A 19,317-nucleotide genomic window follows, 5' to 3' on the forward strand; every position below is an offset into this window, starting at 1 on the left:
CGGCCGCCCCATTGGAGCCCGGTCCTAATTGGACCCCGCCGGCACCGGGAGCCCGGGCCTTCCCGTTGCTGCCTGCTGCGACCCGGCCGGCGCCGGCTGCAGCTGGGCGAGCATCGCTTCGCAGCTGCGCTGCACCACCTGGCACACGCCGGCGGCGGAGCGGCCGGTGAGCGGGTTGGCGGCCAGCGCCCGCCAGCGGTGCAGGCTTTCCAGCGCCCGTTCACGCAGTTCGGCGCCGGTGGCGTCCTCATCCAGTCCCAGCCGTCGGGCGGGCCCCACGCCCTGGCCGCCGATCAGCCGCTCGGCTTCCTGCGCGTCTGCCGGAGCGAGGCCGAGGCCTGCGGTGCGGGCGTCCGCCAGCAGCCGCAGCTCGCGGAACTCGTGGGCGTTCGACTGGATCCTCTCCAGCGCTGCCTCCAACGGCTCGATTCCCGGGCGCGGCCGCTCGCGCAGCAGTTTCTCCACGCCAATCAGCGCCGTGCGGGCCTTGAGGTGCTCTGCGCGCGCCGTGAACTGGCCGGCCAGCAGCTGCAGCAGGTCGTCCAGCCCGCTGCGCCGCGCCAGCTCGCGGGCCAGCTCCGTCGGATCCGCGACTCCGCCGCGGATCAGCGCGGCGGCCAGCCGGATGCCGAACAGGCCGAAGCGGTCCAGCAGCTCGGCGCGTTCCCCGTCGGTGCCACCGGTGCCGCCGGTGCCGCCGGCGCGCACGAAGCGGTCCGCCGAGAGCAGCAGCCGCTCGCGGGCGGTGCGGTCCAGCCGGGCGATGTCCCGCAGCATGGCGAACTCGCGCTGGCGCAGGGTGCGTGCGCTTTGGGCGAGCAGGCCGGCGATCGGCACCACGCCCAAGGCGAGCGTCCGCAGCCCGGGGTCCTGCCGGTAGCGTTCGGCGATGCTGGCGGCAGACAGCAGCGAGTCGATCCGTCCGGCGCCGACCTCATCCGCGCGCGAGAGCACGGCCAGCGCGTTGACGGTGCCGGACTGGCCGCTGGCGCTGTCCCGGAAGGCCTCCAGGAAGTTCAGGTCCGAGGCGTGCAGGTGGCGCATCAGGTACACGGCGGCATCCGCCTCGGAGGGCTTATCCTCCGGCAGCAGGAAGCTGCTCGCCCGGGCGGACACGTCCGTGGACAGGGACGCGATGCCGGGGGTGTCGATGAGGGTCAGCCCGCGCAGGCTGCGGGCCGGCCAGTCCACCACCAGCCGGGCGACGTCCTCGGCCCGGAACCCGCCGAGGTCGAACTGCAGCCGGCCGGCCGAGCGCCGCACCGGCAGCGCGCGGGGCTTCCCGGCGGCCGGATCGGCCGGGTACAGGGTGATCCCCGGCGTATCGCCGTAGCGGTACCACGTGATGATCCTGGTGCACTCGCCGGTGTCCGTCGGCGCGATCTCTTCGCCGATGATGGCGTTCAGCAGGGTCGATTTCCCGGCCTTGACCATGCCGGCGATGGCCACGCGCAGCGGCTCCCGAAGCCGCTGCGCGTAACCGGTGAGCAGAGCGGACGCGTGCGCGTCGCCGTCGTAAATAACGACGGCGTCCCGCACCAGGGCGGCGACCTCCGCACCTATGCCGGAGGGGCCGCTGGCGGTTGGCTGGACCATCATGGCCGCCCCGCCAGCGCCGATTCCGGCGCAAGGGACAGGGCCTGCTTATGCAGTGCTTCGACCTTTCTGAGTTCGAGCTGGATCGCCCGGATGCGCTGCTCGCTCTCCTTCGCGTAGGTGGTTGCCGCCTTCTGTGCGGCTGTGACCGAATCGCCGAGGGAGCGGTGGTGCTCTTCGGCGATCTCGGTGAAGTGGTCCCGGGTGGCGCGCTGGATCAGGCGGAGGCGGTCCTTGAGCTGCTTGCCGACCTGGAAGATGACGTCGTCGATGTAGCGGCGGACCAGGTTCTTGGCGTCGGCCTGGCGCCGCTTGAGCCGGTTTTCCTTGTCCTCCCGGTAGGCCTTGCCGCCGAGCAGCAGGCCGGCGCCGACGGAGAGCGGGTTGACCAGGGCCATGCCCATCAGCCCGGTGAGCAGGCCGAACATGAGCACGCCGCCGTAGGAGCCGCGCAGGCCAATCAGCACCTTCTCCACGGGCCCGAGCCGGCCGGGGTCCAGCTCCGGCACCAGCTCCACCGGGTCCAGAACGTCCTCGGTGCCTTCGACCCGGAGCAGGGGCAGGGGCGGCTCGTCTTCGGCGAAGTGCCCCGCGACCTCGGCGGCCAGCCACTGGCCGCGTTCGCTGGTCCAGACGAAGGTGTCGGAGACGGCGGCGGCGCTGCGCTGCTCGAGCCATTCGACGAACTGCGGCCACATCTTGCCCGGATCCGAAAGGTCGATGGCTTCCTCCGCTTCGCGCTGGATCCGCCGCAGCCGGTCGCGCAGGTCATGTTCCATGTCGGAGATGAGGTCGCTGATGCCGTCGTTCAGCGTCACCTGCCAGCGCGACGACCGGCGGCGCAGGTCGTCGGCGCGCTGCCTGGCGGCCTCCAGTCCGGCGATCATTGCGGGCGTGCTCTCCGGGTCCTGCAGGGCACTGAGCTCGGACTGCAGCGACAGGCGCAGGTGGTCGGAGGCCGAGAGCAGGTCCTGCGCCACCGAGCGGCGCTGCAGCTGCTCGGCGCGCCCGAGCACGTCCTGGCGGAGGTAGGAGATCAGCTCGGGGAATCCCGACTCGGCGTTGAGTTCGGTGTCCTGGAGCCGGGCGGCGTGCAGCCGCAGGTCGGCGGAGACGGGGAAAAGCCCGACGCCGGGGGCGGCCTCCGCCAGATGGGTGCGGTCGAGTGCGGCCACCTGCCGCCACTGCGGGTAGAGGTCCGTCTTGGTCAGCACGCAGGCGACGTTCGGGCAGATCCGCATGGCCTGGCGCAGGAAGCGGATCTCCGGCTCGGTGTACTCCTGCGAGGCGTCGGAGACCAGGAGCATGGCATCCGCCGTCGGCAGCGCGGTGAGCGTGGTGAAGGAATGGGTCGAATTGAGGCCGCCGACTCCGGGGGAGTCCACCAGGGTGAGCCCGCCGGCGAGTAGCTTGCGGGGGAGGAAGACTTCCGCGGCTGCCAGCCGGTGCCGGTTGCCGGAATTGCCGTTTTCGGACACGTAGCGGGCCAGGTCCTCGATCGGTACCTCGCGGCGCTCGAGTTCCGGCTCGCCGGTGCTGTCCTCGCCGCTATCCCGGGGGACCATGATCCTGGCGGAGGCCGGACTTCCGTGCCGGACCACGGTGGGCACGGAGGTAGCGATGTCGTCATCGACAGGACAGACGGGCGCGTTGACGAGCGCGTTGATCAGTTTGCTCTTGCCCTGCTTGAACTCGCCGACCACGATGACGCGGACGGTCGGGTCGAGTACGCGCCGCCGGGTCTGTTCCAGCCTCCGGCGCAGATCCGTCCGATCGGCCTCCGCCGCCAGCGCGATGCTCTGCTCCACGAGTTTGACCAACTCAGCCATGCCTGCCTCCTCCTGCGTGCCAGCTTTAAGCACAGGCCTGCCCGGCAGGAACTCCCTCCCTTCCTGCCGGGCCGGCTGTGCGCCGTCGAAGTCTGATTCGGGATCAGTCTTCGACGGTGATCTCGGTGGTCTCTTCGACGTCGACCTCGTTGTCCGCCACGATGACGGAGTCCTCGATCTCGGTGAACTCGGCGTCGATGTCGACGTCGCCGACTTCGGTCGAGTTGTCCTGGAACGAGTCGTTGATCAGGCCGACGTTGGTCGAGTTGTCCTCGACCTCGAGATCGGCGTTCAGGGAGTCGTTGACCGAGTTGTCGACTTCGAGCTCGTGGTTGAAAGAATCCTCGGCGGTGAAGGAGTCGTTGATCGAGTTGTCGGAATTGTCGTTGACCGAGTTGTCCGAATTGTCCTGGAAGGAATCCTCGACGTTGACTTCGGTTTCGTCGTTGTAGGAGTCGTTGACGGAGTTGTCGGAGTTGTCGTTGAAGGAGTCCTCGAGCGACACGTCGACGTTGGTCTCATCGATGTCCACGGTGTTGCCGTTGCCGTCGATGCCGTCGTTGTCTTCGCTGTTGTCCTCGTTGTACGAGTCGTCGATGTCGACGTCCGTGTTGAACGAATCCTCGACCAGGGTGTCGTCGCTGTCGATTTCGATGTCTGCGTTGCCGTCGACATCGATGTTGGTGGAGTTGTCTTCCGAGTTGTCCTGGTCGACGTCGCCGCCGGCAGCGATGGAGTCGTCGCCGTTGGCCACGTTCGCGTCGTCGCCTGCGGCAACGGAGTTGTCGCCGGAGGCCACCACGGAATCGTTGTCGAAGATCTGGTGGACGTCGCCGTCGGCCCAGATGTTCTGGTTCACGGACTGGTCGACGATCGTGTCGCGGTCGTCAACTTCCGAGGTGTAGGAGTAGTGGTTCAGGATGTGGGTCAGCTGCGTGACAGCGTGATGGTGGTCGTCATCCCAGCCGTCGTCGTCATCGTCGTCGTCCCAGTCGTGGTCGTCATCGTCGTCATCCCGGTCCCAGCCGCCGCCGCCCCCGCCCCCGCCGTTGTTGTCGTCGTTGTCGTTGCTGCCGCTGACCGGGTTGAACGGGTTGTTGTCCTCGATGGAGGACTCGTTGCGGCCGGTGTTGTACTCCCGGTCGAAGGACGAGTCGACGGAGACCGGAGCGAAGTCCAGGATGACCGGGCGGACCGCGTCGACATCGCGGCTGCAGACCCCCTCAAGCCCGGCAGCCTGGAGCACGCGCTCCGGATCGTCGCGGAACTCCGCGGCCTTGTCCGGGTCGCGGAACAGGTCCATGAGGAAATCAACCAGCATGGTCGTGATCGAAGTCGTCATTGCAAACTCCTCATTCGAATGTGCGTGTGAAGGTCGTTCGCCAGGCGCCGTGCTTGGCTGGTTACAACATAGGTCCGGGGGACCGGAGCCGGCATCGGTGATAGTTCCCCTAGCGCAACCCCGATAGTGGGGGGACGCGGCCGCCCCCCATTAGGGAGGGAGGGGCCCTAAGGCACGGGGGGTGGGGGACCCCCGGATGAGGGGGCCTCGGCATCGAGCTCCAGCCGGAGCTGGTCGAGCAGTTCGGACCGTGAGGAGGCGCCCAACCGGCGCCGGATCCGCGCGATGTGGTGCTCCGCGGTCCGCGGAGAGATGAACATCGCCTCGCCTATCTCCCGGTAGGTCTTCCCGGCCAGGACATGCCGGGCCACATCGCGCTCGCGGGTGCTGAGCCGCGCGCCCTGCACCGCATCTGCCGGCTGGAGCAGCGAAGGCGGCGCGGAAGCGCTGCCGAGGGCCGCCGGGTGCCGCTCCGTCGGCGGGTCAGCCGGCGCCGGCGCACCGGCCGGGTCGAGGTGTTCGGCCGATCCCGGATGGAGGTCGCGCGCGCAGGCGAGGAGCCGCGCGGTATCGCGGCGCTCCTCCGCGCGTCCGGCCGCGTGGCCGGCGAGCCTCGATCCGTCCCAGGTCAAGCCGACCGTGGCCAGTCCCCGGGCTGCGGCCTCGACGGCGTCCGCGTCCACCTGCCCCGACAGGACCTGCACCCAGGCCCGGCCGGCGGCCGCGAGCACGGCGGCCAGATGGTTGCTGCGCGAGGCCCGGACCAGGGCGGCGGCGTGCGGTGCCAGATCCGCGGGGCGCTCGGAGAGGATGCCGGCCTGCACGGCCTGCCAGTGCAGCGGAACGGCCCACAGCGGCGGGCCGCCCAAGCGGTCCAGCAACGACCAGGCCTCGGCGAGATGCGGCTCCAGCCTGGCGGTCTCGCGGAGCCTTGCCGCGGCCACCATCAGTTCGCCGAGCGGCAGCAGGCTGAACAGGTCGATAGCCACGTGCAGCAGGCCTTCCCGAGCACGCCGCCAGGCCCGCACCAGCGCCGGAACGTCGTCCGTCCGTCGGGCGAGTCCGACGTCGAGGGCGAGCAGCAGCAGTTCGTCGCGCGGCGCGACCGGATGATCGACCGCGGCGGCCTCGGCCATGGCGGCCCGGGCAGCCTCGGGGCGGTCCTGCAGCATGCGTGTCCACGCCCGAAGCAGCAGCAGCCGCCGGCGGCCGACGGCTCCGCCTTGCCCGCCGTCAACGGCCGCCGTGAGAACGGAATCGGTAATCTCGAGTTCGCCGCCATGCAATGCGGCCAACGCGGCGAGGGCCGCGGGCAGCTCGGGCAACGGGTCCAGCGACCCGGACGCGGTCATCATGTCGGAGGCCCGGATCAACGTCGGCAGGACCTGCTCGGGCGCATCGCCGATGGTCGCCAGTGTGCCTTGGGACATCAACCGGACTGCCACCGCCTTCAGCGTAGGCGAACCGCCCGCAGGCGGAGCGGCAGCCATCTCCTCCGCGCCGCGGCGGTCCCCGGTGGCGACCATGGCGACTACCGCCAGCGGTGCCGAGGCGCCGGCCCGCTCCGGACCGAGCCACCGGTAGACGTCGGCCCCGCGCAGGAACATGCCGCGCTGGGCCCACATTGCGGCGGCGACGTCGGCACCCCGGAGCACGTCCGGTGCGTCGTCCTGCACCAGCAGCCGGTCAAGGATCCGCCCCGCGCCGTCGAGGTCGCCCAGGACATAAGCCGCCTGGGCGCGGCGCGCCGCGGTTTCGAGCCCCTCCGCTCCCGCGGTGCGGGCTTCGTCGTAGAGCTCCGCGGCGAGGCGGGGCTGAGTGGGAAGGGCACGGTCCGCCGCATGCTCCAGCGCGGCCGCGACCCGGGGGTCCCGGAGCCCGTTGTGCGCGAGCGGCCGGGCCGCGCGGCCAAGAGGGAGTCCGCCGGCAGTCAGGGTGTCGACCAGGGCCCGTTGCAGGCCGTGCAGCTGATGGGAAGGCGTCGTATCCAGCAGGGCACGGCGCAGCAGCGGGACCAGCCGGCCATCGGGCAGCAGCAAACCGGCATCCTTGGCCTCGAGCAGGAGCAGGTCAGGATTGCCGAGTTCCTCCACCGGCGGGGCGGCGGCCGACAAGTCGAAGCCCACGGCAAGAACCAGCAGCAGCTGCCGTAGCGGCGGATGCAGCCTGTCGAGCTCGTAACCTAGCTGGTCCAGCAGGCCGGGCGGGAGCGGATGGTTGTTGTTCTCCGAACCGACACCGGACCAGCCGCCCGCGGCAGCGGCGAGATAGCGATGCACCAGCCAGGGCAGCCCGCCGGTAGCCTCGACAATGCCTCGGGCCAAGGCTTCCGGTTCCTGCACGTCCTGCAGTCCGGCGGTGCGTTCGGCGACCTCGACGGCGGTGAGCGGTCCCAGCACCACAGGGGCGTGATGCTGTTCGAGTTCGCGCACCAGCAGCTCCAAGGCGTTCGATATCCGCCGAGGACGGTACGCGACGACGAGACTTACTTCCGGATCGGCGACCAGGGCGCGGATCCTGGACAGTGCGCCGTCGCCGAGCGCCTGGGCCGAGTCGACGAGGAGGGCTCCGTGCGTCGGCAGGGTGCAGCAGCCCGGGTCGTCGTGGATGCGACCGACCGGAACGCCACGCGCGGCAAGCCGGCTGTCCAGCTCGTCGAGCAGGGCGGTCTTGCCCGTGCCTCCGGCCCCGGCAATGCCCACCAGCAGCCGGCCCGGGGGCGTGGACCCGGCCTCGCCGAGAAGGCCGCTCCAGGCGGCAGCCGGCGGCAGGCAGGAAGAACTGCGCGATGATGTCGCGGGATTCAACCGGCTCACCCTTCCGGTGCCGGCGGTGCCGGGTCGGAAGGAGGCACGGTAGCGGGCTCCGAAGCCGGCGCCACCGTTTCGGGCGCGACGGTTGGCTCAGGCGCCGGTGCCGGTTCGGCGGGGGTCGGATCGACTACGGGCGGCACCTCGGTGGGGGCCGGGTCGGAGGCAGGCGGCGGTTCGGCGGGGGCCGGATCCGGCGCGGGCGGGGGATCGACGGGCACGGGATCCGGTGCCGGCCCCGGGCCGACGGGTGCAGGGTCCGCCGGCTGCGTAGGCTGCGGTGCCGGGGCGGACGGGTCCGGCTGCGTCACCGGGGTCGACGGTGCGGGTGCCTGGGTCCCCGGCGGTGCCGAGGAAGGGACGGCGGCAGGGGTTCCGGAGGACGGTGCCGCAGGACCGGACACCCCCTCGGCAGCGGGCGCACTCCGGCGCGCGGACGCGGGAGCCTGCTGCTGGTCCGTGCCGCCTGTCGGGATCCGCGGAGCATCGCCGCCACCGGCCAGGGTGGACGGGCTGGGGGAGGAGCCGGGGCCGGCGTTGCCGTCCAGGCCCATACCATCAGGACCGAGCGGGAATGCTGGCACGGCTCCGGTGCCGCCGCCTGCCTCGTTGCCGCCCCCGCCGCCGGTGCCTGCGGTTCCGGCGGTTCCCTCAGGGGTGGCGGCGCCCGCACCGGCGATGGACGCCAGGGATCCCAGGTCCAGCGGCGCCTGCGCGGCGGTGGCGCTGAGCACGGCCAGCCCGGCGACCGCCGCGGCCACGGCACCGACCCGCACGGCGGTGTGCTGGCGGGGCTTGGCCCGGGCCGGCCGGTGCATCGGGGCGGCACCGAGCAACACCGCAGCCCGGCCCTCCGCCGCATCGGTGAGGTCAGTGGCTGGCCCGTTGCCGCCGTCGTCCTTTGCCACCGGTTCCGCCGGCGCCGGAACGGGCAGGGCCGCGGCCGCCGCGAGCGCGGCACCCAGGCTGATCGACGCCTTCGGGTCGGCGTCGATGGCGATGGGACGGTCCAGTTCGGCCGAGAGCTGCTGCGCCACCAGCGGGATGCGCGAAGAGCCGCCGATCAGCAGGACGGCGCTGAGCTGCACGGGATCGATGCCGGCCGCCTCCAGCGTTTGGCGGAGCGTGCCGATGGTCCGCCCGATGGCGTCGTCGATCATGGCTTCGAATTCCTGCCGCACCAGACGCACCTGGGTCTGCGCCCCGGGCAGCAGCACCGGAATGGTCGCCTCCGAGTCGGACGACAGCGCTTCCTTGGCCTCGGTGCATTCCCGGCGCAGCCGCGCGAGCGCCAGCAGGACCGCGGGATCGGCGGTGTCCAGTCCGTCGAAGGCCTCGGCCGCGCCGGCGGCCACGTGGTTGAAGACGGCCTCGTCGAAGTCCGCGCCGCCAAGCTGGTCGATGCCGTTCGGCCTGCCGAGCGGGCTGAAGCTGGTACCGCTGTCCTTGCGGAGGATGGCGGCGTCGAAGGTGCCTCCGCCGAGATCGTAGACGGCGACCAGGCTGCCGTCCGGGACGCGCTCCTGCGAGGCGTAATGCAGGGCCGCCGCCTCGGGTTCGCTGACCAAGGCGGCATCTGCGAGGCCGGCCTGGGCCAGTGCCTGGCGCAGCAGCTCGGACTTGTAGCCGCCCCAGGATGCGGGGTGGGACACGGTGATGGCCAGCGGCGCGGAGCCCTCGCGTTCCGTGGCGCGGTCCACCACCCAGCGGGCCATGGTGGCGAGGAGTTCTTCAGGGGCGGCAAACCGGTCGCCGACGACGATGGGCACGGAATCGCCGACCCGGCGTTTGAACTCGCGCACCACGCGGTCGGGCTGATCGACGCCGCGCCGCTCGGCGGCGTCGCCGACCAGCACCTGGCCGTCCCCGCCGAGGAAGACCACCGACGGGATGGTGGCGGCACGCTGGCCCAGGTGAAACGGTTGCGGCCCTGCCGGTCCCTGCGAGCCGGTCCGGGCTACCGCCGCGGCCGTAAAGCTCGTGCCGACATCAATGCCAAGTACGTACGCCATGGTCCCCCCAAAGGCGAGCGCACCAACTCCCCCGAGGACGAAACCTGCGAGCCGGGCCGTCCAGAGTTGCTGCTCGGAATGTCCCCTACAGTAGCACCGGGACTACCCTCGATGAGGGAAAAAGGGGGCCCCCACGTTTGGGGGTTGAAGGGGCTTTCGGACCTGCTGGGACGAGTGGCGCGGAAGGCCCGACGGCGGTGGGGGCCGGACGCCTGCATCCCTGGTTTTTGGAGGAATCACGGGGGAGGGCGGGCATGGCCGGCGCCCTGCCTGCAGGCTGCGGGAAGCCCGTAATCCCCACCAGACAGGGGTGGGGATTACGGGCTCGAGGGCAGGCGTTACGAACGGCCGGCACCCCGCATTCCGGGCGGCCCTAGGGGCGCGGGGCCGTCTCCCGTTCGGACTGAGCACCGTCGGTACGCCGGTGCTCCGCTGCGAGGCGCTCCGCTTCCAGCCGCTCGGCTTCCTCGCCGCCGATGGCCTCGCCCCGGGCCACCATGCCGGCCACGTCGGAGAGCGGAATCTGCTTCATCGTGAGGGCCAGGACGAGCGCGATGACCAGGAACGGCACCAGGTACCAGAAGACCGGCGCCAGCGACTCGGCGTAGGCGGTGACGATGCCCTCGCGGAGCTGCTCCGGCAGCTGGCTCATGGCGTGCGGCTCGAGGGTGGCCGTGGCGTTGGCGGCGTCCTGGGCCGAGGCGCCGAAGCCGGAGAAGACGTCGGTCAGGGACGTGGTGAGCCGGGAGGTGAACATCGCGCCGAAGATGGCAACGCCGAGAGCCGCGCCGACTTCGCGGAAGTAGTTGTTCGAGCTCGTGGCGGTGCCGATCTGGTCCGCGGGAACGGAGTTCTGCACCACGAGGACCACGACCTGCATGATCAGGCCAAGGCCGGCGCCGAAGAGGAACAGCTGGGCACAGACCACCCAGATCGGCGTGGCCGCAGCCAAGGTGGTCATCCAGAGCATGGCCGCAATGACCACGGCGGAACCGGCAACGGGGTAGGCCTTGTACTTACCCGACCTGGTGATGGCGATGCCGGACCAGATCGAGGTGCCCATCATGCCCACCATCATCGGCAGCATCAGCAGCCCGGAGACCGCGGCCGAGGTGCCCGAGGACATCTGCAGGAAGGTCGGCACGAACGCGATCGCCGCGAACATCGCCACGCCGAGCGTGAAGCCGATGGCGGTGCTGTTGACGAAGATGCGGTTGCGGAACAGGCTCAGCGGGATGATCGGATCCTCGGCCCGGCGCTCCGCGAGCACGAACAGTACGCCCGCCAGGACCATGCCGGCGCCGAACAGCCAGGTCAGCGGCGCATCCCAGCCGTAGTCGTTGCGGCCGCCGAAGTCGGTGAAGAAGATCAGGCAGGCCGTGGCCGCGGAGAGCAGTACGACGCCGGCCATATCGATCCGCTTCTGCGCCTTCTTGGTGGGGAGGGTGAGGGCGAAATACGCGATGAGGAACGCGGCGATGCCGATGGGGATGTTGATGTAGAACGCCCACTGCCAGGTCAGGTGGTCTACGAAGTAGCCGCCGAGCAGCGGCCCGGCGACCGCCGAGAGGCCGAAGATGCCGCCGAGCGGGCCCATGTACTTGCCGCGCTCGTTGGCCGGCACGATGTCAGCGATGATGGCCTGCGAGAGGATCATCAGGCCGCCGCCGCCCAGACCCTGCATGGCGCGGAAGACGACGAAGGTCCAGAAGTCCGGCGCGAAGGCACAGCCGACCGAGGCAAGGGTGAAGATGGCGATGGCGAACAGGAACAGGTTGCGGCGGCCCAGCACGTCGCCGAACTTGCCGTAGATCGGCATCACGATGGTGGTGGCCAGCAGGTAGGCCGTGGTGATCCAGGTCTGGTGCTCCACCCCGCCGAGCTGCCCGACGATGGTGGGCATGGCGGTGGAGACGATGGTCTGGTCGAGGCTGGAGAGCGTCATGCCGGCGATCAGCGCGGAGAAGATGATCCAGATCCGCTTCTGGGTCAGCAGCAGCGGTTCGGTGCGTGCAGCGGTAGCCGCGGTGGCTGCGGTAGTTTTCACAGGAGTCCTTGTTCGGGGGCCAGGAGGGCCCGGGCGGTGTTGACGGTGTCGGTCAGGATGTCGCGGTAGCTGCGGGTGTTCCATTCGGCGAAGAACTCGGCTCCGGCGCGCTCGGCGACGGCGGACAGGAGGCTGACGGCCAGGCGGATGCGGCGGTCCTCGGGAAGCAGCCGCTCGCGGGCCGCCAGCAGTTGGGCGAAGGCGTCCTGGGCCTGCCGCGTGCCGTGCGTGGCCTTGGCCATCAGCTTGGGTTCGCTGGAAATGGCCTGCTGCAGCCGCATGAGCTCCTTTCGGCTCATCGCCAGCCGCTCGGTCATGGCGGCGGCCAGTTCGGTGAAGTCGTCGAGCAGGGTCGGCGTGAGGGCGCCGGACTGCGGCACCGGAGCGAACTTCCGGCCGCCCTCGACGAAGGCCTTGGCCAGGGCTTCCGGGATGCTGTCGGTCGGGTCGCCCAGAATGGCGTCTTCCTTGCCGGGAAAGTAGTTGAAGAAGGTGCGGCGCGAGATGCCGATCTCTTCGCAGAGCTGTTCCACGGTGAAGCCGCTGATCCCGTGCGCCGCGGTCAAGGCACGGGCGGCATCGGTGATGGCCAGGCGGGTAGCCGCGCGCTTGCGCTCCCGCAGCCCTCCGCCGTCGTACTTTGCACTCTCACTCACAAGAGTAAATTTTTGCACTTATGAATTCAAAGTGCACAACAATATGGCGGGAAACACAGCGGCGCCCCCGGTCCGCAGGGGACCGGGGGCGCCGGGAGGCCGGAGGCTGGCTACTTGGCCTGCGGCGGAGTGGTCATCGAGAGCACGTCGAGCGCGGTGTCGAGCTGCTCCTCGGTGAGTTCGCCGCGCTCGAGGAAGCCGAGGGCCACCACGGACTCGCGGACGGTGAGGCCTTCCTTGACGGAGTGCTTGGCGATCTTGGCGGCGTTTTCGTAGCCGATGTACTTGTTCAGCGGGGTAACGATGGACGGCGAGGCCTCGGCCAGGAAGCGGGCGCGCTCCACGTTGGCGGTCAGCCCGTCAATCATCTTGTCCGCCATCACGCGGGAGGTGTTGGCGAGCAGGCGGATGGACTCGAGCAGGTTCGCCGCCATGACCGGGATGCCGACGTTGAGCTCGAAGGCGCCGTTGGTGGAGGACAGGGCGATGGTCGTGTCATTGCCGACGACCTGCGCGGCGACCATGATCGCGGCTTCGCAGATGACGGGGTTGACCTTGCCCGGCATGATCGAGGAACCCGGCTGCAGGTCGGGGATGGCGATCTCGCCCAGGCCGGTGTTGGGGCCGGAGCCCATCCAGCGCAGGTCGTTGTTGATCTTCATGAAGGAGTAGGCGATGTTGCGCAGCTGGCCCGAGGCCTCGATCAGGCCGTCGCGGTTGGCCTGGGCCTCGAAGTGGTTGCGGGCCTCGGTCAGCGGCAGGCCGGTGTCCGCGGCCAGCAGCTCGATCACGCGGGCGGAGAAGCCGGCCGGGGTGTTGATGCCGGTGCCGACGGCGGTGCCGCCGAGGGGGACCTCGGCCACGCGCGGCAGGGAGGCGTTGATGCGCTCGATGCCGTAGCGGACCTGGGCCGCGTAGCCGCCGAACTCCTGGCCGAGTGTGACCGGGGTGGCGTCCATCAGGTGCGTGCGGCCGGACTTCACGACGTCCTTGAACTCTTCGGCCTTGCGCTCCAGCGAGGCAGCCAGGTAGTCCAGCGCCGGGATCAGGTCGTTGATCAGCGCGGAGGTGGCGGCGACGTGGACCGAGGTCGGGAAGACGTCGTTGGAGGACTGCGAGGCGTTCACGTGGTCGTTCGGGTGGACGACCTTGTCGCTGCCGGCATCCTTCAGCGCACGCGTGGCGAGTTCGGCGAGAACCTCGTTGGTGTTCATGTTCGAGGAGGTGCCGGAGCCGGTCTGGAACACGTCGATGGGGAAGTGCCCGTCGAATTCGCCGCCGGCGACCTTGTCCGCGGCTTCCTCGATGGCCTTGGCCAGCTCGCCGTCCAGCACGCCCAGCTCAGCGTTGGCGGTCGCGGCGGCCTTCTTGATGCGGGCGAGCGCCTCGATGTGCGCGCGCTCGAGCGTCTTGCCGGAGATCGGGAAGTTCTCGACGGCGCGCTGGGTCTGGGCGCGGTAGAGGGCGTCTACCGGAACGCGGACCTCGCCCATGGTGTCGTGTTCAATGCGGTACTCAACGGAGTCGGCAGTCGTGGAAGTCATGGCTCCAAGCTTATGCCTGCGCCGCGCCGGGTCCGAATCGTGTTGCGCACCCGGCGGCGGCGCTCGGCACAGGCTGCGGGGCTAGAGGGCGCCGTGCCCGGCGACCAGGTCCGCGCGCCCGTCGGCAAGCCGGTAAGCAACGCCGACGACGGCCGTCCGGCCCGCGTCGACGGCCTCCGAAATGGCCCGCGAGCTGTCCAGCAGGCGCGCCGAGGACTGCCGCACGTTCTCGATCACCATGTCGTTGAGGTTGTCGTTCCCGGCCCGCCGGGCCGAGAGCACGGACGGCGTGATGCGCTCGACCAGGTCACGGATGCCGCCGCGGGGCATCTCGCCGGTGTCCACGGTTTCCTTGGCGGCCGTCACGGCGCCGCAGCTGTCATGGCCCAGGATGACGATCAGCGGGACCTCGAGGACGTCGACGCCGTATTCCAGCGAGCCGACCACGGCCTCGTCCAGGACGTGTCCGGCGGTCCGGACCACGAAGGCGTCGCCCAGGCCCAGGTCGAAGATGATTTCCGCGGCCAGCCGGGAGTCGGAGCAGCCGAAGATGATGGCGAAGGGATTCTGCTCATTGACCAGCGAACTGCGCCGGGCGGCATCCTGGTTCGGATGGACGGATTCGCCCGACACAAAGCGGGCGTTGCCTTCGAGCAGTTTCTTCCAGGCTTCTGAGGGGGTGAGGTTGGTAGTCACCCTGCTTACATTACTGCGAGGCCGGGGCGTCCAGTTCCTTGACGACTGCGGCGGCCACGGTGTCGAACTCGTCCAGTTCCCCGGCACCGCTGAGGATGACCGTGTAGCCGTCCTTCTCGAGGACCAAATGCTTCTCGCCTTCGCCGCGGTCGCGGAGTTCCCAGGATTCGCCGCCGGCCTTGCGGTCGCCGGTGACGGGGGCGTTGTCCGTTGCCTGTGCGGTCCACGTGGGGTTGGCCTTGTCCGTCTGGACCAGGGCGATGTGCTGGCCCTTCGGCGTCAGGTAGCCGACCTCCCACGCGGGCACGCGGCTGCTGCTGCCGGAGTTCCAGCGGGCATAGTTGGCCCGCCACGGCTCGGGCAGTTCGACCGAGAGCGGCAGGTACCCGGCGGCCCCTTCCGCCTGCGCGGCCACGCCGGGGACGTCAATGTTACGTTCGTAGACTTCCGACTTACTGCCCGGGTTGAGGAAGAAGACCGGGAGGAAGACGGCGATCGTCAACCCGATCGCGATCAGCATGCCGGTGACGGTCGCATTGGCGCGTTTGGCCTGCTTGGCCGTCAGGACGGGGGTCGGGGCCGGCTGGTCGGTCGCTTCGGGACGCACTTCACTCACCCCTCCATTGTCCCTTAACACGCACGGGCCGGGCACCGCCGTCGTACGCGGTTGCCGCTTGCGTGCGCACAGTCACAAATGTCGCGGCGGGTGCGGCGGACTATGATCGAAAGTGAAGCACAACCGTGTCCAACCGCTCGAAGATGAGGTTCTCGTGTCCAAAGCTGTTCAGGCCGCCCAGTACTCCACGCTCTCGCCGTCCCTGGCGGTGCGCGATGATGAACCGGACCGCAACCTCGCGCTGGAACTGGTGCGGGTCACCGAAGCCGCGGCGATCGCCGGCGGCCACTGGGTGGGCTACGGCGACAAGAACGCCGCGGACGGCGCCGCCGTCGACGCCATGCGCTCCTTCCTTTCCACCGTCCACTTCAACGGCGTCGTGGTGATCGGCGAAGGCGAGAAGGACGAAGCGCCGATGCTCTTCAACGGCGAGCGGGTCGGCGACGGCTCCGGCGCCGAGTGCGACGTGGCCGTGGACCCGATCGACGGCACCCGCCTGACCGCGCTGGGCATCAACAACGCGCTCTCCGTGCTGGCCGTCTCCGAACGCGGCACCATGTTCGACCCGTCCGCCGTGTTCTACATGGAGAAGCTGGTCACCGGGCCGGAGGCCGCCGACCTGGTGGACCTGCGCCTGCCGATCAAGCAGAACCTGCACCTGATCGCCAAGGCCAAGGGCAAGAAGATCAACCAGGTGGTCGTGATGATCCTCGACCGCGACCGGCACAAGCCGATGGTCCAGGAGATCCGGGACGCGGGCGCGCGCACCAAGTTCATCATGGACGGCGACGTGGCCGGCGCGATTGCCGCTGCCCGAGAAGGCACCGGCGTGGACGTGCTCATGGGCATCGGCGGCACCCCGGAGGGCATCGTCGCCGCGTGCGCCATCAAGTCCCTGGGCGGCGTGATCCAGGGCCGCCTGTGGCCGACCAACGACGAGGAGAAGCAGAAGGCCATCGACGCCGGCCACGACCTTGACCGGGTGCTGACCACGGACGACCTGGTCACCAGCGACAACTGCTACTTCGTGGCAACCGGCATCACCGACGGCGACCTGCTGCGCGGCGTGCGCTACAAGCCGAACCGCGTGCTGACCCAGTCCATCGTTATGCGTTCGAAGTCCGGCACCATCCGCTTCGTCGAGGGCGAGCACCGTGCGGACAAGTGGGAGACCTACGCGCGCAAGCGCTGAGCCTGGTTCCGCTTCGGGCTTCCAGGAACCCGCTTCGGCTTCGGCCGGGGCGGGTTCCTTGCGTTCAGGGGAGCGGGGGCGATGCGGCGGGTGCAGGGCTGCGCCCGGGCTCAGGGAGCCGGGTGCCGGGCGCGGGGGCGTGGCGGTGGGTGGAACGCTCGGGTGGGGGTGCCGGGTGGCGGGTGCCGGGCTCCGGTCGCGGGGCGTGTCGGTGGGTGGAAGGCTCGAGTGGGGGTGCCAGGGCGAGGCCGGGTGCCGGGCTGAACTGTCCACGTTTAGGCCTAACTGTCCATGTTTACGCTTCAAGTAACGCGCTGACCTGCGGCGATGCCAGCGGTTCGTTTTAAACGTGGACAGTTGGGCGTGCATGGAGGCCGAAGTAGCACTCAAGCGCCTAGCGGAGGGGCCGGTGTGTAGGCCGAGCCGCTGGGTGCACGGTCGGCGGGCGGGGCTGCCGGGTGGGTGGACGGCCGGCGGGCGGGGCTGCCGGGTGGGTGGACGGCCGGGGCGGGCCGGGACCCCGGGTGGGCGGGGAGGCCGGGTGGGTTGTCGAGCCGCGGCGTCCCCGCCCGGCGGTCAACGGCTGCTGCGGGCCTTGCCGACGGCGGTGCGGGCCTTCTGCAGGACGGGGCCGACGGCGGTGCGGGCTTTCTGCAGGACGGGGCCGGCGGCCGTGCGGGCTTTGTGCAGCGCGGGGCCGGCGGCGTCCCTCAGGCGGCGGGCGATGCCGTAGGCGGTGTGCATGGTCTTGTTGACCGGGAGGTCCCAGGAGCCGGGGTAGGCCACTTCGAAGCCGCCGAAGGAACGCTTGAAGCGGGAGAAGCCGGCCCACTTGTGGTCGGGTTCGTCTTCGGGGGAGACGCCCCACATGTCGAACCGGCTCATGCCGTCGTGCTTGGCATCCATCATCATGTTCACGACCAGCGGGATGCCGGCGTTGAGCTTGCGGTGGGTGTCGTCCGCGGCGGCGTGGGCGTAGACGCGGGTGGTGTCCGTGTCGTACGAGAGGGCGGCGGCGATGGGGGTGCCGTCCAGCTTGGCGATGAAGAGCTTGGCTGCGCCGGCCGGGATGAGGGTGCGGGCGGCGTGGGTGAGGTAGTCGTCCGACTGGGCCTTGAAGTCGGCTCGCTCGGAGACGTCGTGGAGGAATCCGAGCAGGATGGAGATGTCTTCCGGGTCGGTGGAGACCTCGAAGGTCACGCCCTTCTTGTGGATGTTCCGGTAGAGGTTGCGGCTCGTGCTGCGCATCCCGGCAAGGATGGCGTCTTCGTCCTGGGTCAGGTCCACCATCCAGGTCAGGTGGGGCTGGATGTCGGCGGGGGCTTTCACGAGGCCGAGGCCGGACAGGACGGCGGCCGCGTCGGCGCCGAGGTCCGCGCCGACCGGCTCAACCCGGACGTAGTGTGCGCCTTCGGCCCGGGCCAGTCCGGCCAGGGCTTCGAGTGCGTTGCCGAGGGCGGGGACGTCGGCCGCGGTGGGGCCGTAGGGGGTGTAGAGGAAGCTGCCCAGCGGGGTCTTCTCCTGGACGGCTAGAAAGGACCAGCCGTCTCCACCTTGTTCGAATACCTTCTTCCCGAGGCTGCGCTGGAAGGTGGCCCAGGCGGCGGACTGCAGGATGGAGGAAGTCATTCGTCGGTTTCCGTTCTTTGTTCGTCGAATTCAGCGGCGTTGCCTGCGCAGGTGACAGCGAAGAGCACGGCGGGAGAACCGCCGTCGATCACGGGATGGACCAGCACGGGCTGCTCCGAAGCCGGGATGAACGCGGAGTCGCCGCGCCGCAGGGTCAGGTCCGTCACCGGCGAGTCCAGCATAGCTCCGCCGCTGACGGCCAGCACCACAGCGGGACCGTGCTGCGCCAGCGCCACGGGGGTGGCGCCGTCGTTCAGTTCTATCCGCTGGAGCTGGAACTCGGCGAACGGCGGGCAGTAGACTTCCTGGCCGGCGTCGGTGAACTGGGGCCGGACGTAGGGTGGCTCGATCGGATGGAAGTCCGTGATCGTGAGCAGTTCCGGAATGTTGATGTGCTTGGGGGTGAGGCCGCCGCGGAGCACGTTGTCGCTGGTGGCCATGACCTCTATTCCCAGGCCGTTGAGGTACGCGTGGACGTTTCCGGCCGGGAGGTAGAGCGCGTCGCCCGGTTCCAGCGTCACCAGGTTGAGCAGCATCGAGATCAGGGTCCCGGGGTCCTTCGGGTACAGCTCGATCAGCCAGCGGACCGTAGTGAGCTCCGGCCCGATGCCGCCCGCCGGCAGCTTGTCCAGGACGTTGGCGGTGCTGTCGACCAGGGCTGCGGCGTCGGCGCCGCCGTCGAGCAGGGCAACGAACGCTTCCCGGATGGCGGCGGAGGGCTCTGGCCCCTCGAGCAGTGCGATGACGCGCTCCAGCAGGTCGGTCTGGGCGTCGGCCGTCACCAGGTGCTCGAGGAGGCTGCGGAAGAGGGCGGCCGACTGCGCCGGTTCGCGGAAACCGCAGAGCGCCTGGAAGGGCGTCAGCGCGAAGATCATTTCCGGCTTGTGGTTGTCATCGCGATAGCTGCGTTCCGGGGCGGTGAACGGGATCCCGGCTTCATTCTCCCGGGCATACCCGGCACGGGCCTGCTCCAGCGTGGGGTGCACCTGCAGGGACAGGGCCTCCTCGGCGGCGAGCACCTTCGTGAGGAACGGCAGCTTCGGCCCGAAGAGACCCATCGCATCGTCGCCGAGGGCGAGCCCCGGGGCGTCGTCGATGAAGTCCGTCAGCGGCTGTTCCTCGCCGTCCGGCAGGGTGACGGTCGACGGCGAATCGGGGTGGGCACCGATCCAGAGTTCGGCTTCGGGGCCACCCGAGGGCTTGCGGCCGAACAGGTCCGCGATGGCGGTCAGCGAACCCCATGCATAGGGTCGCATCACATTGGTCAACCGATACATGCTTGATGCCTCTTCTGTCGGATCCTGCCGCCGCAGCGGATCTGCCTGCTGGTGAAGTCCTGCAGCCCGGG

General features: G+C 69.9%; 13 protein-coding genes. 1 reads left to right on the top strand and 12 read right to left on the bottom strand.

What is annotated here, in order from left to right; genetic code table 11:
• Nucleotides 1-24: 24 nt before the first annotated feature.
• The 10 genes from WFH44_RS00960 to WFH44_RS01005 form a co-directional block, all read right to left on the bottom strand.
• Nucleotides 25-1,596, bottom strand: coding sequence for a dynamin family protein (locus tag WFH44_RS00960; RefSeq protein WP_442892858.1), 1,572 nt, complete (start codon nt 1,594-1,596; stop codon nt 25-27).
• Nucleotides 1,596-3,425, bottom strand: a complete 1,830-nt coding sequence (locus WFH44_RS00965; protein ID WP_336711016.1) for a dynamin family protein — start codon at nt 3,423-3,425, stop codon at nt 1,596-1,598. Before WFH44_RS00965 ends, WFH44_RS00960 begins: the two co-directional genes overlap by 1 nt.
• Nucleotides 3,426-3,528: 103 nt before the next feature.
• Nucleotides 3,529-4,767: an IniB N-terminal domain-containing protein gene (locus WFH44_RS00970; protein ID WP_336711019.1), complete on the bottom strand. Its 1,239-nt coding sequence runs from the start codon at nt 4,765-4,767 to the stop codon at nt 3,529-3,531.
• A gap of 167 nt (nt 4,768-4,934) precedes the next feature.
• A complete protein-coding gene (locus WFH44_RS00975; protein WP_336711022.1) occupies nt 4,935-7,574 on the bottom strand; it encodes a LuxR C-terminal-related transcriptional regulator in 2,640 nt (879 codons plus the stop codon).
• Between the two features lie 5 nt (nt 7,575-7,579).
• The gene (locus WFH44_RS00980) at nt 7,580-9,589 is read right to left on the bottom strand and encodes an Hsp70 family protein (protein ID WP_336711024.1); all 2,010 of its coding nucleotides are present in this window, start codon (nt 9,587-9,589) and stop codon (nt 7,580-7,582) included.
• Nucleotides 9,590-9,962: 373 nt separating this feature from the next.
• Nucleotides 9,963-11,636, bottom strand: coding sequence for an MDR family MFS transporter (locus WFH44_RS00985; RefSeq protein ID WP_336711026.1), 1,674 nt, complete (start codon nt 11,634-11,636; stop codon nt 9,963-9,965).
• Nucleotides 11,633-12,292 carry a TetR/AcrR family transcriptional regulator gene (locus tag WFH44_RS00990; RefSeq protein ID WP_336711028.1) on the bottom strand — a complete coding sequence of 220 codons (660 nt, stop codon included), beginning with the start codon at nt 12,290-12,292 and terminating at the stop codon, nt 11,633-11,635. Before WFH44_RS00990 ends, WFH44_RS00985 begins: the two co-directional genes overlap by 4 nt.
• 110 nt (nt 12,293-12,402) lie before the next feature.
• Nucleotides 12,403-13,836 (bottom strand): class II fumarate hydratase, encoded by a 1,434-nt coding sequence (locus WFH44_RS00995; protein WP_336711030.1) that lies wholly within the window; start codon nt 13,834-13,836, stop codon nt 12,403-12,405.
• An 81-nt stretch (nt 13,837-13,917) separates the two neighbouring features.
• On the bottom strand, nt 13,918-14,532 hold the full coding sequence (locus WFH44_RS01000; protein ID WP_336711031.1) for a carbonic anhydrase: 615 nt from the start codon (nt 14,530-14,532) through the stop codon (nt 13,918-13,920).
• Between the two features lie 10 nt (nt 14,533-14,542).
• Nucleotides 14,543-15,148, bottom strand: a complete 606-nt coding sequence (locus WFH44_RS01005; protein ID WP_336711032.1) for a DUF4245 domain-containing protein — start codon at nt 15,146-15,148, stop codon at nt 14,543-14,545.
• A gap of 154 nt (nt 15,149-15,302) precedes the next feature.
• Between WFH44_RS01005 and glpX the strand changes: the two genes are divergently transcribed.
• On the top strand, nt 15,303-16,340 hold the full coding sequence (gene glpX / locus WFH44_RS01010; RefSeq protein WP_264793810.1) for a class II fructose-bisphosphatase: 1,038 nt from the start codon (nt 15,303-15,305) through the stop codon (nt 16,338-16,340).
• A 576-nt stretch (nt 16,341-16,916) separates the two neighbouring features.
• On the opposite strand, the gene WFH44_RS01015 is transcribed toward glpX, so the two are convergent.
• Together WFH44_RS01015 and manA are read right to left on the bottom strand one after the other, a co-directional pair.
• The gene (locus WFH44_RS01015) at nt 16,917-17,969 is read right to left on the bottom strand and encodes a lipid II:glycine glycyltransferase FemX (RefSeq protein ID WP_336711034.1); all 1,053 of its coding nucleotides are present in this window, start codon (nt 17,967-17,969) and stop codon (nt 16,917-16,919) included.
• Nucleotides 17,966-19,246: a mannose-6-phosphate isomerase, class I gene (gene manA / locus WFH44_RS01020; RefSeq protein ID WP_336711036.1), complete on the bottom strand. Its 1,281-nt coding sequence runs from the start codon at nt 19,244-19,246 to the stop codon at nt 17,966-17,968. The genes WFH44_RS01015 and manA overlap by 4 nt, the downstream gene beginning before the upstream one ends.
• Nucleotides 19,247-19,317 lie beyond the last annotated feature (71 nt).

Source organism: Arthrobacter sp. USHLN218, from assembly GCF_037144715.1.
Taxonomy (GTDB): Bacteria; Actinomycetota; Actinomycetes; order Actinomycetales; family Micrococcaceae; genus Crystallibacter.

Excerpts from the sequence above, each read along its gene's own strand:
- WFH44_RS00960 (WP_442892858.1), bottom strand. The coding sequence starts at position 1,596 with ATGGTCCAGCCAACCGCCAGCGGCCCCTCCGGCATAGGTGCGGAGGTC.
- WFH44_RS00965 (WP_336711016.1), bottom strand. The coding sequence starts at position 3,425 with ATGGCTGAGTTGGTCAAACTCGTGGAGCAGAGCATCGCGCTGGCGGCG.
- WFH44_RS00970 (WP_336711019.1), bottom strand. The coding sequence starts at position 4,767 with ATGACGACTTCGATCACGACCATGCTGGTTGATTTCCTCATGGACCTG.
- WFH44_RS00980 (WP_336711024.1), bottom strand. The coding sequence starts at position 9,589 with ATGGCGTACGTACTTGGCATTGATGTCGGCACGAGCTTTACGGCCGCG.
- WFH44_RS00995 (WP_336711030.1), bottom strand. The coding sequence starts at position 13,836 with ATGACTTCCACGACTGCCGACTCCGTTGAGTACCGCATTGAACACGAC.
- WFH44_RS01015 (WP_336711034.1), bottom strand. The coding sequence starts at position 17,969 with ATGACTTCCTCCATCCTGCAGTCCGCCGCCTGGGCCACCTTCCAGCGC.
- manA (WP_336711036.1), bottom strand. The coding sequence starts at position 19,246 with ATGTATCGGTTGACCAATGTGATGCGACCCTATGCATGGGGTTCGCTG.